The sequence below is a fragment of the Cupriavidus sp. GW821-FHT02F09 genome (assembly GCF_059421605.1).
Window position 1 is genome coordinate 78444 of the sequence record NZ_JBWKVH010000006.1, and the last position, 13934, is coordinate 92377.

The 13934-nt window shown below is 63.5% G+C and carries 14 protein-coding genes; 9 read left to right on the forward strand and 5 right to left on the reverse strand.

Annotated features, from left to right (window positions below; genetic code table 11):
• Nucleotides 1–23: 23 nt before the first annotated feature.
• A complete protein-coding gene (locus AC07XB_RS09215; RefSeq protein ID WP_492830604.1) occupies nucleotides 24–407 on the forward strand; it encodes a hypothetical protein in 384 nt (127 codons plus the stop codon).
• A 61-nt stretch (nucleotides 408–468) separates the two neighbouring features.
• On the opposite strand, the gene gcvA is transcribed toward AC07XB_RS09215, so the two are convergent.
• Nucleotides 469–1422: a transcriptional regulator GcvA gene (gcvA, locus tag AC07XB_RS09220; protein ID WP_492373811.1), complete on the reverse strand. Its 954-nt coding sequence runs from the start codon at nucleotides 1420–1422 to the stop codon at nucleotides 469–471.
• Between the two features lie 152 nt (nucleotides 1423–1574).
• Here gcvA and AC07XB_RS09225 point away from each other — a divergent pair, with 152 nt between their 5' ends.
• On the forward strand, nucleotides 1575–2396 hold the full coding sequence (locus tag AC07XB_RS09225) for an aminotransferase class IV family protein (RefSeq protein ID WP_492830580.1): 822 nt from the start codon (nucleotides 1575–1577) through the stop codon (nucleotides 2394–2396).
• A gap of 111 nt (nucleotides 2397–2507) precedes the next feature.
• Nucleotides 2508–3197, forward strand: a complete 690-nt coding sequence (locus AC07XB_RS09230) for a cytochrome b/b6 domain-containing protein (protein ID WP_492830603.1) — start codon at nucleotides 2508–2510, stop codon at nucleotides 3195–3197.
• A gap of 29 nt (nucleotides 3198–3226) precedes the next feature.
• Here the strand turns inward: AC07XB_RS09230 and AC07XB_RS09235 are convergent, their stop codons facing one another.
• The 4 genes from AC07XB_RS09235 to AC07XB_RS09250 all read right to left on the reverse strand — a co-directional run bounded on the left by AC07XB_RS09235 (nucleotide 3227) and on the right by AC07XB_RS09250 (nucleotide 7394).
• On the reverse strand, nucleotides 3227–3685 hold the full coding sequence (locus AC07XB_RS09235) for a CHRD domain-containing protein (RefSeq protein ID WP_492373814.1): 459 nt from the start codon (nucleotides 3683–3685) through the stop codon (nucleotides 3227–3229).
• A gap of 288 nt (nucleotides 3686–3973) precedes the next feature.
• Nucleotides 3974–4996, reverse strand: coding sequence for a class I fructose-bisphosphate aldolase (locus AC07XB_RS09240; protein ID WP_492830579.1), 1023 nt, complete (start codon nucleotides 4994–4996; stop codon nucleotides 3974–3976).
• A gap of 161 nt (nucleotides 4997–5157) precedes the next feature.
• Complete coding sequence (locus AC07XB_RS09245; RefSeq protein WP_494752792.1) at nucleotides 5158–6783, reverse strand: adenylate/guanylate cyclase domain-containing protein; 1626 nt, start codon at nucleotides 6781–6783, stop codon at nucleotides 5158–5160.
• Nucleotides 6784–7175: 392 nt separating this feature from the next.
• The gene (locus AC07XB_RS09250; RefSeq protein WP_492373817.1) at nucleotides 7176–7394 is read right to left on the reverse strand and encodes a hypothetical protein; all 219 of its coding nucleotides are present in this window, start codon (nucleotides 7392–7394) and stop codon (nucleotides 7176–7178) included.
• 376 nt (nucleotides 7395–7770) lie between these two features.
• On the opposite strand from AC07XB_RS09250, the gene AC07XB_RS09255 reads away from it, so the two are divergent.
• The 6 genes from AC07XB_RS09255 (at nucleotide 7771) to AC07XB_RS09280 (ending at nucleotide 13892) form a co-directional block, all read left to right on the forward strand.
• Complete coding sequence (locus tag AC07XB_RS09255) at nucleotides 7771–8115, forward strand: DUF4148 domain-containing protein (protein ID WP_492830578.1); 345 nt, start codon at nucleotides 7771–7773, stop codon at nucleotides 8113–8115.
• 550 nt (nucleotides 8116–8665) lie between these two features.
• Complete coding sequence (locus AC07XB_RS09260; protein ID WP_492373819.1) at nucleotides 8666–9205, forward strand: sigma-70 family RNA polymerase sigma factor; 540 nt, start codon at nucleotides 8666–8668, stop codon at nucleotides 9203–9205.
• Nucleotides 9205–9990: an anti-sigma factor family protein gene (locus tag AC07XB_RS09265; RefSeq protein WP_492830577.1), complete on the forward strand. Its 786-nt coding sequence runs from the start codon at nucleotides 9205–9207 to the stop codon at nucleotides 9988–9990. Before AC07XB_RS09260 ends, AC07XB_RS09265 begins: the two co-directional genes overlap by 1 nt.
• A 126-nt stretch (nucleotides 9991–10116) precedes the next feature.
• Complete coding sequence (locus tag AC07XB_RS09270; protein ID WP_492812774.1) at nucleotides 10117–11061, forward strand: metallophosphoesterase family protein; 945 nt, start codon at nucleotides 10117–10119, stop codon at nucleotides 11059–11061.
• A 36-nt stretch (nucleotides 11062–11097) separates the two neighbouring features.
• The gene (locus tag AC07XB_RS09275; protein ID WP_492373822.1) at nucleotides 11098–11445 is read left to right on the forward strand and encodes a cupredoxin domain-containing protein; all 348 of its coding nucleotides are present in this window, start codon (nucleotides 11098–11100) and stop codon (nucleotides 11443–11445) included.
• A 239-nt stretch (nucleotides 11446–11684) separates the two neighbouring features.
• Nucleotides 11685–13892 (forward strand): penicillin-binding protein 1A, encoded by a 2208-nt coding sequence (locus AC07XB_RS09280; RefSeq protein WP_492830602.1) that lies wholly within the window; start codon nucleotides 11685–11687, stop codon nucleotides 13890–13892.
• Nucleotides 13893–13934 lie beyond the last annotated feature (42 nt).

A 13934-nucleotide genomic window follows, 5' to 3' on the forward strand; every position in this document is an offset into this window, starting at 1 on the left:
CCCAACAGTACGGCGGCGTCGGCATGAAGCGTGTTTATGCACTGATTGCGACTTGCATCCTGTTGGTTGCCTGTGTATCGACGGGCGTCGACGTGAAGCCGGAGCAATTGTCGAACTTCATTCCCGATTTCTCTACCGTTGACGACGTTACCGCGCAGCTTGGGACGCCCACCTCCATGACGACGCTGCGAGACGGATCCACGATACTGATCTATTCCTTTGCGACCTCCAAGCCTCACCCGGAGAGCTTTATTCCATTCATTGGCCCGCTGTTTTCCGGCGGGGAGATCCGATCGTCGACGGTCCTTTTCGAGTTCGACGAGAACGGTGTCCTCAGGAGTCAACGCAGGACGACATCGAGTGGTGCTTCGGGGTGGAGCGTATTGCCTGCCGGTGCGCTGCCTTGAAGCACTTCGACAACCCGGTGGGCTGCGCATCCGCCTGCTGTTGCAATGTCTCCACCACCGATCACAGGCGGACAGGAGACAACGACATGTGAGCCGTGTGCGCCGTATGCGCCGTCTCATCGCGCATCCATTGGCTGAACGCAAGGATGCGAGGATCCTGGCTGCTGCGCGCCGGATAGACGAGATGATAGGCATACGCCGGCGCGATGCTCACGCTAATCTCGAATAGGCGCACCAGGCGGCCTTGGGCCAGGTCATTGGCGACCATGGGCAGTTCCACGAGGCCAATGGCAGCGCCGTCGATCACGGCCTGCACGACATGGCTCGAATCGGAAAAGGCAACGCAGCGGCTGTCGTCGAAATCGTCGACGCCGGCCGCGGCCATCCACATGCGCCAGTCGGGCCAGGCCATGCCGTCGACCGGACAGTCGACATGGCACAGCGTGTGGCCAAGCAAGTCCCGCGGTGTTTGCAGCCGGGCACCGGCTTCGCGCAGTTTCGGGCTGCAGATCGGGACGACAACCGTGTCGAACAGCCGGTCTGAGCACGTGTCTTCGTAATGCCCGGCGCCAAAGCGGATCGCGATATCCACGTCGTCCGCGTCGAAGTCCCGTACCTGATCGGAAATATCGAATGTGAGTTCAAGCGCCGGGTTGGCGGCCCTGAACCGCGCAAGCCGGGGCAGCAGCCAGTTGGTGGCGAACATCGCGCCTAGCGAGATGCGCAGATGCGCCGGTCCCCGCGCCATTCTCCGGGCCCGGCTGGTGGCCCGCTGCAAGGTGTCGAGCGCGTCGGCGGCCGCCTCGAACAGGACGGCGCCGGCGGGCGTCAGCTGGATGCTGCGGCTGGTGCGCGCGAACAGCGTGATGCCTAGCTGGTCCTCGATCTCCTTGATCTGGTAGCTGACGGCCGCCGGCGTCAACCCCACCTCCTGCGCCGCGCGCGTGAAGTTCAAGTGCCGCCCGGCTGCCTCGAAGGTCCTCAGTGCTCGTGTGCCCGGCAGCATTCGCTTCATCGATCTTCAAGCCATTTTTAATGATCCGGCAAGAAATACTCGTTTCTCAAAGCGCGGTCAATAGCAGATAGTTGCGGCCAACCCTGCGCATGCAGGCGGCGCGCGACGTTCGCCAAGCCCATTGCACGCCACTACCGGAGTCACAGCAACCCATGCCAGCTAGTCAGTCTTCCTTTATCGTTCAACGCAACGGCCTGCCGGCAACGCTCGCCGAGTTGGCACCCCTCGCCTTTGCGGGCTACGCGCATTTCACCGCCGTGCAGGTGCGCGGCGGCCGGGTCCGTGGGCTGGATCTCCATCTCGAGCGGCTCAGGGTTGCCTCGATGGCGTTGTTCGGCCGCGCCTTGCCCGACGATCAGGTGCGTGCCTATCTTCGCGCGGCGCTGGCATACGCGCCGGCGGACGTCTCGCTGGTGGCCACCGTGTACCTACCGGCGGGTGAGTTCACCGTGGCCGGCGCGGATGTCGAGCCTGAAGTGCTGGTGCGTACCGGGCCGCCCGCGTCCGGCCCACAGGCCCCGTTGGGGTTGGCCGCTGTCCCTCACGAGCGGGTGCTCCCCGCCCTGAAGCACGTTGGCGAAGTGGCCAAGACGTATTTCCTGCGCCAGTCCGTGGGCAAAGGCTTCGACGATGCCGCTTTCGTTGACGCCCAGGGGCGGCTTAGCGAGGGGAGCATCTGGAACCTGGTCTTTTGGGACGGAGAAGCTGAAACGGTGGTGTGGCCCGAGGCCGAGATGCTGGCAGGCACGACCATGGGTATCGTCCGCCGGCAACTGGATCGCCTCGGTGTGCGTCAGCGCGTCCAGCCCGTGACGCTTGCCGATCTGCCTGGCCTGGCTGGCGCGGCGGTGATGAACTCCTGGACACCGGGGGTGGCGGTGAGCCGGATCGGTTCCGCGCCCATGCCTGAGGCGCCGAGCTTCCTGGCGCTACTTCACCGGGCTTATCAGATGGAGGAACCTGTCTTGCCGTGAGCCCGTGCCAACGATTGCCCATTGTCGCGGATTGCGGTTGAATGGCTCCAGCTTGAATGGCGCCATTGTGGCCAGAGACCACCGTGGCAACATATGCGGGAGGGCTCAATGATGAAACCTGACGGCCAGGTCAAATCTCCGGGGCAAAGTGATCGTCGCCCTGTGCTGGTCTGGGACGCGCCGACGCGGCTGTTCCACTGGCTGGCAGTGGTGCTGGTAGCGGGAGCCTATGCGACCTGGCGGCTGAACTGGATGGACTGGCATGTCCGGATTGGCGAAGCACTGCTCGCGCTGGTGCTTTTCCGGTTGCTTTGGGGCTGCTTCGGTAGCGAAACCGCACGCTTTCGCAGCTTTGTGGCCTCGCCCGCCGCTGCGTTCCGCCATCTGCGGCATATGTTGCGCCGCGAGGCCGACGTGCAAGTCGGCCACAACCCGGCGGGCGGGTGGATGGTGCTGCTGCTTGCGTTGATGCTGGGCGAAACGCTCAGCGGGCTCTACATCAACAACGACATCGCGGACAAAGGGCCGCTCACCGAATGGGTGCCCGCATCGGTCGCCAATGCGATCACGGCGCTGCACACAATCCTGTGGGACGCGCTGCTGGCGGCGGTAGCGTTGCACGTGCTGGCCATCGCACTGTATGCACTGGCCAAGGGCCACAACCTCCTGCTTCCCATGCTGACCGGCCGCAAGCCATTACCGGCGCGCATCGCCACGCCACGACTGGCATCCGCGCTGCTGGCGCTGCTTGTGCTGGGCGTTGGCGCCGCCGCGGCGGCGCTTCTCACGGCGTATCTCTGAGCTGCCCAGACCTGAGCGCAAGCGCCGCGTTAGTTGCTCTTAGGCGGCAGCACCTGGCCACGGATTTCGCCGGCGGGATGATCCTTTGTGTGCACGTTGATGTACATCTCGCCGGCAAGAAACTCTTGCGCGTCAGCCGGGGAGAGGGTGGCCTGGCCCTTGAGGGGACTGGTGACCGCAGCGCCCTTCCCGGACAGCCAGATTTTCACGCTCGCGTTCTTGCCGCTTGTGGCAGGCCCGTGGAAATGCGCCATGGTGGCCTCGCTGGGTAGGCCGCTCAGCGTGACTGCCCAGGTGACAACCCGTGTGCCAGGGTCGTAGGTGAGGTCGGCGGAACCGCTGCCCTTGGTCTCGACAGGAGGCACCTCCTGCGCGCCGCTGAGCGGCACGGTAAACGAGATTGGCGCCGCCTGCACCCAGGTCATTGACCCCGCCAAGGCGAGGCCGGAGAGCCACATGAGGGCCCGCCGCGATATTGAAACACGCATTTGATTGTCTCCTGTCCGGTATGGCACCGGTTGAACAGCGGCCGCCTGCTTTCACTGCGTGGCGGCGAGCGTACCCGATGCCGGCGCTTCCGGCGCCGGGTCAATCTGTCAGCCGACCGGTCGCTGGCATGAGTCCGAGAAAAGGATAGACCCGGCTGTCTGCCAAATCCAGAACCGTGGTTGGCAGCCAGGCCCGCATGGCGCCGCGCGTCCGAGCGCTACTCGACTTCCCGCTGGAGCGCTTTTTCAGAGTTTGAGCGCCCGATCCTGGCCGCGCCTGCCGAATGCTCAGCCCGCAGCGGTCTCCAGCGCCGCGTCATATTGTCCCAGGCTGGCCAGGCCATTCAGCCGTGAGCGCTGCAGCAGCGCCCGTTGCGCTTGCGCCGCGTTAGCGGCCTCGCCGCGCCAGGCCAGCAAGGGCGGCTCCTGCAAGGCGCGCCCGTAGGAGAAGGACAGCCGCCAGGGCAACTGGGCGAGCCGGTTCATGGCATCGAGATTGGCGGTGGCCTCGGTGGGCGTTTGGCCGCCGGACAGGAAGAAGATGCCCGGCACCGCCGCGGGCACCGTGCGCTTGAGCACCTGCACGGTCTGCATGGCAACCTCGGCCGGCGCCACGTGCCCGGCCTCCTTGCCGGGGAGCACCATGCTGGGTTTCAGGAGCATGTGTTCGAGCACTACCGCATGCTGGTGCAAGGCGTGAAAGACTTCATGCAGCACGGCCTCGGTGACCTCGGCGCAACGCGCCATGGCGTGCGCGCCATCCATCAGCACCTCGGGCTCGACGATCGGCACCACGCCCATCTCCTGGCAGATCGCGGCATAACGCGCCAGCGCCTGCGCATTGGCCTGGATGGCAAGCCGGCCGGGCAGTTTGTCAGACACGTTGTACACCGCGCGCCACTTGGCAAAGCGCGCGCCTTGCTGGCGATAGGCGGCAAGCCGCTTGGCCAGCCCGTCGAGGCCCTCGGTGATCTCGTCGCCGGGAGCGTGGGCGAGCGCGAGCTTGCCCTTGTCCACCTTGATGCCGGGCACGATGCCATGGCGCGCAGCCAGTTCTGGCAGCGGCGTGCCATCGTCGGCGCACTGGCCTAGCGTTTCCTCGTACAGGATCACGCCGCTGATGCATTCACCAAGACCTGGTGTCGACAGGAGCAGGCTGCGCCACGCCCGGCGGCTTTCCTCGCTCGATGCCACGCCGATGCGCTCGAACCGCTTGGCGATCGTCGCCCCGCTCTCGTCGGCGGCCAGCAGGCCTTTGCCCGGTTGAACCAGGGCATCCACGGTGGCTTGCAGTTCGCTTCGTGTGTCCATGATGCGGCTCCGTGAAGGTGACATGGGAACAAGCATTAGCGCATAAGGGCAATCGCGCAAGCGAGCCGGGGGGCGTGGCCAGTGCTGATGGTGGCCAACCGAACACTTCGCGCAGCTTGCCCTTGTCCTTGCCCTGCTCGGGCGTGGTGCGCAGGGCGTAGTCAGGCCCGAGGCATCTGCGCCGCCTTGGACAGCACACAAACGGGCACCGGGTCATCGCGGCCTCGCAGGCGTGCGGCAAGCTGCGGCAGGCCCGCGGCCGAAACGCCGGCTTGCTGGAAGACCTGCTCCGAGACGATCGCCTCGCAAGCCATCTCCTTTGTCAACTGCTCGAGTCTCGAGGCCACATTCAACGGGTCACCAATTGCCGTGAACGTAACGTGGTCGCGGAAACCAATCTCGCCCATGATGGCCCGGCCGCAATGCAAGCCGATGCCAAAGCGGATTGGCGTCTGCAACTGCTGCTTGAGCGCAGCGTTGAGTTCCTCAATATTGGCTGCAACCAGCGGCACTGCGCTGAGCGCCTGGCGACAGGCCTCGGCTGGCTCGCAGCGCAAGCCAAAGATCGCGAGCACCGCGTCTCCCAGGAACTGGTTTGGCAGACCGCCTGCCTGAACCACCGCGGCACAGACCGCACTGAGGAAGCGGCTGACCATGAACAGGCTGTCGAACGGCAATTGTGCCGCCGCAAGCTTTGTGGAATCCCGCATATCCACGAACATGAACGCCGCGAACCGCTCTTGCGGCATGACGTCCCGCTGGCGCCGCTGCAGGAAGGCCGCCGATGCGGCCGGCGGCACCAGCGGCCACACGGACAGATCATGGGTCGGCCGCAACTGGCAGGCGAGGCGCACTGTCCGCGAATCCGCTCCCAGCCGCTCCAGAACGCGCCGCTCGGCCTCCGCCGGCGCGGGCAGCGGCACAGCACTGAGCACACGCACCCGGCACAATGTGCATCGGGCACGGCCACCGCAGGTGCTGGCATGGGGCACGCCGGCCATGCGGCTAGCCTCCAGCACCGAGAATCCGAGCGGCGCGAATACCTTTCGCCCGTCCGGATACAGAACACAGAGCCGCCCGGCCCGGCGCTCCCGCGCCGTGCGCACCAGGCGCGCTGCAAGCACCAGCAGCAGCGCGCCACCATCGAAGAGCAAAAAGTCGTTGCGCAGCTCGGCGAGCCAGAGGTTTTGCAACCCCGTTCCGATGATCGTGGTCCGGGTCGCCGCGGCGCGCCAGACGGGATCCTGCGCGAGCGCGATCACTTCCCGTCCGCCCTGCAAGAAACCTAGCAGCGCGAGCACCGGGATCAGCACGGCGACGCTCAGCAGCACGCTGCGCCACGCCCCGAACCATGGTTTCAAGCGCAACCAGAACCAGATGCCGTAACACCCATGCAGCCAGGCGACCACCAATAGCATCAGCTGCACGCGGCCGAAGAACGGTGAATCGATCCAGAACGAGTACAGCAACTGCGCGTAGCCCTTGTTCAGGCCGAACTCGGCAAAGGCGACCCGCGTATTCACAACATGGTTGGCTAGCAGCGGCGGTATGCACAAGCCGAGGACGAGTTGCGCTACCTCACCCGGGGTCCAATGCAACGAGCGCCGTTCGTACAGAGCCCACAGACCCAGGACGAAATGCGTCACCAGCGCGCTGTACAGCACGGCCGTTCCAAGCCATCCCTGCCAGATGAACTTCTGCACGAGCAGACCACGCTCCAGCCAGGCGAGCGAGATATTCCCCAGCGAGTGGTTCAGCAGGTGCGTACCAACATAGGTAAACAGCACCAGTCCTGTGGTCAGACGGACCGATCGCACACCCGCCGGCCACCACCTTTGAAGATAGGGAACGTGTGACATGCTCTACTCTACCCTCCACGCCTGTCGATGCGCCAGCGCTTGCCACCAAGCGCCAGCACTGCCGAGCAGCACGCTAGGTTAGCATCACTTCCAATGGGTAGTGCAGGCGCCTGAGGCGCCTTGGATTCAGGTTCATCCGACGTTCGCGTGGGTCGATGCATCGCCGGGCTAAATCCAGCGCTGCCGTAGCTCCCTTCTCCCATTTCATGGGAGAGGGGAGCAAACCAGCGTTTTTCTTCCTGCCACTTGCACCCGCGTGCAGTACGCATACGACAGTCCGAAGAACCTCTATTTAAGCCGCCTGTGGATCTGGCGGCGTCTTAGCTGTGCGCGCCGTCGGTGAACGGATCGCGCCGATCCGTGATTTTTGCGCCGTCGGAATAAACGTCGAACTTGCCTGCTTTCGCGCCATCCGTGTAGGGATCGCGCGGCCCGACAGTATGGGTGCTGCTGTCAGAAGTTGGGGGGGTGCTGGACGACTGGGCCATGGCAGCGAAGGAAGTCAATGCCGCGACAGCGGCCAAAATCAGGATTTTCATGACGAGCTCCAAATACAGTAGGGATAGCTTCCAAAGCGCATCTCCGTGAAGGCTACGCTTGGGCACGTAACTCGCTTCCGGTTTCCGGGGGTATCGATCAATCCCGAGAACTCGTTCGCCGTGCATTTGTAGAACCGCGCAGCCACCCGTTTTATTCCGGCACAAGCTATGGATGCGGCCAGCGGCCAAGGGAAATTCCTGTGCCTCGGTTCATGTTCCTTTGTCCTCTTATCCCTGATGCCGCGGATGCGTTTTTTCCGCGAAGGAAATTGGGGAATAAGCAGACCGGCTCCGCGGTTTACCCATGCAGAGCGTCCTGCTGCGCAGTCGGGTCGACCGCGGGCATCGCTCGCTCGGACAACCAAGGAGTACTGACATGAAATCGAACTCGCTGAATCGGCTTTTTGCGCTGCCCATACGCGGCTCGCTCATCGTGAGCACTGCGTTGATGGCAACTTCCGTTTGTGTCTATGCGCAAACGCCGCCGGCACCCGCCACGCATCAAATCACTCGCGCGCAAGTGCGACATGAACTCGAGGAACTGGAGTCGGTCGGCTACAACCCATCCCAAGGCGACAATGGTGACTATCCCGCCGACATTCAAGCAGCGGAGCAAAGGCTGGAAGCCAAACATCAAGCGCAAAGGAATGCGCTGATGGGTGGAAACCAGGCAGCACAGGCCGGTGACAACCAGACCGCACAGACGAAGCCCGCGCCTTGATTGCGGGCGCAGGCCGCACACGGCATCTCGAAAAAGGATACGGCTGGCAGAGCAGTTGAACGACCTTTTTGTGGCGTACCAATCCAGATCGGATGGGATCATGAATCGCGACCAGTTCAAGTTTTGGAACGCCGTTGGGATCATTACCATCGGCCTTCTCTTTTACTACCTCTTGGTCAACTAGTGCCCGCTGAAGCTGGATTGAGGATCGTTCCGGGCGCGCTATGCCTGAGCCGCAGCGCCAGCGTGAAACCGCGCCCGGCAAGATCCAGCGACCAGATTCCGAGCGCATGATTGGCCAGGTGGAGAAAGAGGTAGATCAGCAGTCATCCGCTTGCGACGCATGGGAGGCTCGCCGGTGGTGCTGGTCTGGCAGCCCGAGACGTCGACGGCTGCAGGCGGCATACCGATCACATGATCGGCGCTTGCCATGCGGAATCAACACGGGATCCATTTCAGGTCGCGGTTCCGGGAATAAAAATGGCATGCCGGCGGTCTTGCTGTTAACTCACTGCCGGTCACGGATTGCGGTTACAGCAGACACTTCAAAATGGCCGATCCAGACACCGCGCAGCGCTTCGAGACGCTTTTATTGCCGCATATGAACTCGGCCTTCAATGTTGCGCGATGGTTGACGCATAACGACCAGGATGCCCAGGACGTGGTGCAGGAGGCGTACCTGCGCGCATTCCGGTTCTTTGGCGGATTCCGCGGCGAGGATGCCCGTGCATGGCTATTGAGCATTGTGCGCAACACCTTCTACACCTGGCATCAGCAGAACCGGGGGCATGCAGCGCAGACCATGATGTTCGAAGAAGACATGCATAGCCTTGAGACGAGTGTCGCCGACCATGACGACAGTCCTGAAGCCATGCTCATACGCAGCCAGAGCCAGAAGCGGGTGCACAAGGCGTTGCTGGGCTTGCGGCTGGAATACCGGGAGGTTGTCGTGCTGCGGGAGCTGGAAGACTTGTCGTACAAGGAAATCGCCGCCATCGTGGGCATCCCGATCGGCACGGTGATGTCTCGCCTGGGCCGAGGCCGCCAGCAACTCGCGGCGCTGCTCGCCCCGACGGATCAGGAGGCGTGATGGATCACAAACAGGCGTTTGAATTACTGCCGGGCTATCTCGACCAGGAGTTGAGCCTGTCCGAAGCGCTCGAATTCGAGCGTCATCTTGCTGACTGCGAGCAGTGCCAACAGGTCTATGCACAACACCGCCAGGTGAGTGCGCAGCTGCGGCAGGCGGAATTGCGCGTAGCGGCGCCGCAGGAACTGGTGAAACGCATCAAGGCTGCGTTGCCGGTGCGCCGCACGCTCTGGCAGCGCCTGGGTGAGCGATTCGGCCGGTGGAGCGGCCGTGGGTCGCTGGCCTGGGCGCCGGCTGGCGCGATGTTGATGAGTGTGGTCGCGTTGACCTGGAGCGTGGGGCTGTACCTCTCGGTGCCGTCGAGCGAGACGCGCCTGACCCAGGAACTCGTGGATAACCATATTCGCTCGCTGCAGGTCAGTCACCTCTCCGATGTGATTTCAACCGACCGGCATACGGTCAAGCCGTGGTTTGACGGCAAGCTGGACTTTGCGCCGCCTGTGGTCGATCTTGTGCAGCAGGGGTATCCGCTGGTCGGCGGGCGGCTGGATTACCTGAAGGGACGGGCGGTAGCCGTGATGGTCTATCGCTACAAGCTGCACCCGATCAATCTTTATGTGTGGCCGGGCAACGACGCGGGCGCCACGCCTCGCATCTACGCGCAGCAGGGCTATCACCTCGCCCACTGGAGTGCCGCGGGGATGAATTACTGGGCGATTACCGATGCCGGCGAAGCTGAGCTGAACGGCTTCATCACGGACCTGCGTGCGCATCCTGCTTCCTAGCCGCCGCAGCGCGGTACACATCGCGGAATAAAACGGATGGCACGGCGGTTTACCTGGAGAACCCAATCGGGAGGTCCGTCGGATGGTCCGGTGAGCCACCTCTCGAACTTTCCTTGCGAGGGCAATATGTCGTCAGATCTTCCGTCCAACCCGTCGCGCCGCGGCGCGTTGAAGTGTCTCGCGTTCGGTGGCGCGGGCACCGTCTTTGTCTTGGCAGGCGGCGTTCTCGCGCCCGTGGAACTGGGCCTTGCCGCCTCCGGGAAAGGCCCGTCATCTGCCGCGGGCATTCCTCTTTTCCTGCAGATCAGCGACACGCATATTGGCTTCAATAAGGAAGCCAATCCCGACGTCGCGGGCACGCTCAGGCAGACCATTGACTTCGTCAATGCCATGCCGGTCAAGCCGGCGCTGACGATCCACACGGGCGACATTACGCATCTTTCAAAGGCAGAAGAGTTCGACCACGCGGCCCAATTGATGTCGGGGCTGAATATCACCGAGTTGCATACCGTGCCCGGCGAGCATGACGTGACCGATGGGCCTGGAACGGAATACTTCAAGCGTTTCGGTCAAGCCTCCGGCAACAAGGGCTACTACAGCTTCGACCACAGCGGCGTCCACTTTATCGGCCTGGTCAACGTGATGCATTTCAAGCCAAACGGTTTGGGGGGCTTGGGCGACGACCAACTCGCCTGGCTGAAAGCGGATCTGCGGGGCCGCTCGTCCAGCACGCCGATCGTCGTCTTTGCACACATGCCAATGTGGACGATCTACCAACCATGGGGTTGGGGCACCGGCGACGCCGGCGAGGCCATGAGCTATCTGACGCGCTTCGGTTCGGTCACGGTCTTGAACGGCCATATCCACCAGATCGTGTCGAAGGTGGAAGGCAATATCACCTTCCATACGGCGCGCTCGACGGCCTATCCGCAACCGACGGCAGGCAATGGGCCCGGTCCCATGCCGCTGACGGTACCGGGCGATCAGCTTCCCAGGATGCTTGGCGTGACCAGCATCAAGATCATGCGCCACCCGCTCGCAGCGACACTCGCCGACACCACGCTCGCCTGATTTTCCAGGCACTGCTCACCAACCAGGACCCAGATCATGCTAACAACCATCCTTCGCCGCGCCTTCGTCGTCCCCCTCGGGGTCGGGATACTCATGGCGGCATTGACTTGCGAGTTCTCCTTCGCGCAAGCGCAGGAGAACCATGTCGTCGTTGTGAAGAATTTCATGTTCTCGCCGATGTCGCTCACGATCAAAGCTGGCTCGACCGTGACCTGGAAGAACCTCGATGGCGAACCGCACACGGTTGTCAACGACGCCGGCCTGTTCCGCTCCAGCGCGCTCGATCAGAACGACACCTACAAGTTCAAGTTCGACAAGCCGGGGGTCTACAAGATCTTCTGCGGCATCCACCCGAACATGATGGCGACAATCACCGTCCAGTAGGGGCCGACGAACCCGCCGTCCAGCCTCCGCTCGCCGAATGGCCCGTGAGCGGAGGCGGCCATCCAGCTCGTTGAGCTCGCGGTTGGCGATCGTCGCTTCAGTGGCCATCGCGAACGTTGTCCACACGAAACAAATGTAAGCTTCTGTAAATGCCATGCGCCGCGGCCCTGTTTTGATAACAGAAGCGCCCTTGCGCTTTGGTACGATCGCGCTCTTTCCGCCAGCACCCCGCCACCGTGATTCGCCGATATGCATCGTTGTTTTGTGAGCATTGCGCACGGTGGCTCGCCCGTGTCCAACCGCTGGCCGCCGCCGGCAGCACGATCACCAGACTCGCGCTCAACAGCGCGCTGCGCCGCCTGCGCCACCCGACGCGACGCGGCGTCGCGCTGACGCTCGCTGCATTGCCGGCGCTCTTCCTGCTATACGTGCTTGCGCTTGTGCCGTTTACGCCGGGCATCGGCGACATCCGCAAAGCCCGCGTTGACCGGCCAGCGTTGATCGTGTCGGCCGACGGCAAACTGCTCGATGCGTTCAAACCGGTCAATCGCGAGTGGGTGTCGCTCGGGCAAGTCTCGCCGCACATGGTGGATGCATTGATCGCGACCGAAGACCGCCGCTTCTACGAGCATCATGGCATCGACTGGAAACGTACCGCGTCGGCCGCGCTGCATACGTTCTCCGGCGACCGGCAAGGTGGCTCGACGATCACGCAGCAGCTCGCGCGCAACCTGTATCCCGACGAGATCGGCCGCGCGCCGACCCTCACGCGCAAGCTCAGGGAAGCGATCACGGCATTCAAGATCGAAGCCGTGTACAGCAAGGATCAGATCCTGGAGACGTACCTGAACACGGTGCCATTCCTGTACAACGCCTACGGCGTGGAAATGGCCGCACGCACCTACTTCGGCAAATCGGCCAATCAGCTCGACATTCTTGAAAGCGCGACGCTCGTCGGCATGCTGAAGGCCAACAGCACCTACAACCCTGTGCTCAACCCCGAGCGCGCGTTGCAGCGGCGAAACACGGTGCTTGGGCAGATGAACAAATACGGGAAGCTCAAGCCCGATGCCTACACCGCATTGAAGCGGCAACCGCTCAACATCGATTTCGAGTTGCAGACCGCGCAACCGGGCGCCGCGCCGCATTTTTCGGCGCAATTGCGCAAGTGGCTGATCGCATGGGCCGATCGCAACGGCTACAACATCTATGCCGACGGGCTGGTCGTGCGCACGACCATCGATTCACGCCTGCAGGCCATGGCGACGCAGGCGTTGGACTGGCAGACGAACCAGTTGCAATGGATCGCGAACGGCGCATGGAACGAACGCACAGGCTGCTGGCCGGGCAACGACCTGTTCCGGACGTTCATCCGGCAGTCGCCCGACTACCGCGCCGCACGCGATGCGGGTCAATCGGATGAGGCCGCGCTCAGGAAGCTCGCCACGAACCCCACGTTCGTGCGCGCGCTCTGCCGGAGCAAGACGCAGATCCAGGCGGGTTTTGTCGCGATCGACCCGCGCAACGGAGATATCAAGGCATGGGTTGGCAGCCGCGACTTCCGTGACGAGCCGTTCGATCACGTGCAGCAGGCCCGGCGTCAGCCGGGTTCGACGTTCAAGCCGTTCGTCTACGGCGCGGCCTTCGCGGACGGTGCGCGGCCGAGCGATACGATCGTGGACCGTAACGTCGCCATTGCGCTGACCGGGAATGCGATCTGGCGGCCTACCGACGCAGAGCCGCCCACCGGCCGGCCGATGACGCTGCGCGACGCGCTAGTGTATTCGCGCAACCGCGTCACCGCACAGCTCATGCAAAAGGAAGGCCCCGAGAAGGTCGCACGGCTCGCGCACGCAATGGGTGTGCGCGCGAGTCCGCTCGAAGCGGTGCCGTCGCTCGCGCTCGGCACAAGCCCGGTCACGCTCAGGGAAATGGTCTCGGCGTACAGCACGATCGCGAACCGTGGCGCCTATATCGAACCGCGCATGGTCACGCGCATCGAGGATCACGACGGCAAGGTGCTCGCCGAATTCGCGAGCGCATTGCCAGAGCAGGCACTGCCCGCCGGCGCGGCGCAAACGCTCGTCGACGTGATGCGCGACGTCGTTAGCCGGGGCACCGGCGCGGCGATCCGGGCGCGCTTCGGGATTCGCGCCGACGTGGCCGGCAAGACAGGCACGACACAGGACAACACGGATAGCTGGTTCATCCTGATGCATCCGCAACTGGTCGCAGGGGCGTGGGTGGGTTTCGACGATGGACGTGTGACGCTCGGCAACTACTGGGGCGAAGGCGCGCACAGCGCCCTACCGATGGTGGGGGCGTTCTACGACATGGCGCTGCGCGCACGGGTGATCGATCCGGATGTGCGGCTCGGCCCCGAAACCCGGCCTCCTCGCCCGGTCCATGAGCGGCGGCATCGACACTTCCTCTTCTGGACGTTCTGACGTCGTCGCTGGCGCACGCGTCATTCGCCGCCTCCACCGACT

Bases quoted from the DNA above. Each gene is read 5' to 3' on its own strand.
- AC07XB_RS09235 (WP_492373814.1), bottom strand. From the start codon at position 3,685: ATGCGTGTTTCAATATCGCGGCGGGCCCTCATGTGGCTCTCCGGCCTC.
- AC07XB_RS09255 (WP_492830578.1), top strand. From the start codon at position 7,771: ATGAAATCGAACTCGCTGAATCGGCTTTTTGCGCTGCCCATACGCGGC.
- AC07XB_RS09265 (WP_492830577.1), top strand. From the start codon at position 9,205: ATGGATCACAAACAGGCGTTTGAATTACTGCCGGGCTATCTCGACCAG.
- AC07XB_RS09230 (WP_492830603.1), top strand. From the start codon at position 2,508: ATGAAACCTGACGGCCAGGTCAAATCTCCGGGGCAAAGTGATCGTCGC.
- AC07XB_RS09270 (WP_492812774.1), top strand. From the start codon at position 10,117: ATGTCGTCAGATCTTCCGTCCAACCCGTCGCGCCGCGGCGCGTTGAAG.
- gcvA (WP_492373811.1), bottom strand. From the start codon at position 1,422: ATGAAGCGAATGCTGCCGGGCACACGAGCACTGAGGACCTTCGAGGCA.
- AC07XB_RS09260 (WP_492373819.1), top strand. From the start codon at position 8,666: ATGGCCGATCCAGACACCGCGCAGCGCTTCGAGACGCTTTTATTGCCG.
- AC07XB_RS09240 (WP_492830579.1), bottom strand. From the start codon at position 4,996: ATGGACACACGAAGCGAACTGCAAGCCACCGTGGATGCCCTGGTTCAA.
- AC07XB_RS09215 (WP_492830604.1), top strand. From the start codon at position 24: ATGAAGCGTGTTTATGCACTGATTGCGACTTGCATCCTGTTGGTTGCC.
- AC07XB_RS09250 (WP_492373817.1), bottom strand. From the start codon at position 7,394: ATGAAAATCCTGATTTTGGCCGCTGTCGCGGCATTGACTTCCTTCGCT.
- AC07XB_RS09275 (WP_492373822.1), top strand. From the start codon at position 11,098: ATGCTAACAACCATCCTTCGCCGCGCCTTCGTCGTCCCCCTCGGGGTC.
- AC07XB_RS09225 (WP_492830580.1), top strand. From the start codon at position 1,575: ATGCCAGCTAGTCAGTCTTCCTTTATCGTTCAACGCAACGGCCTGCCG.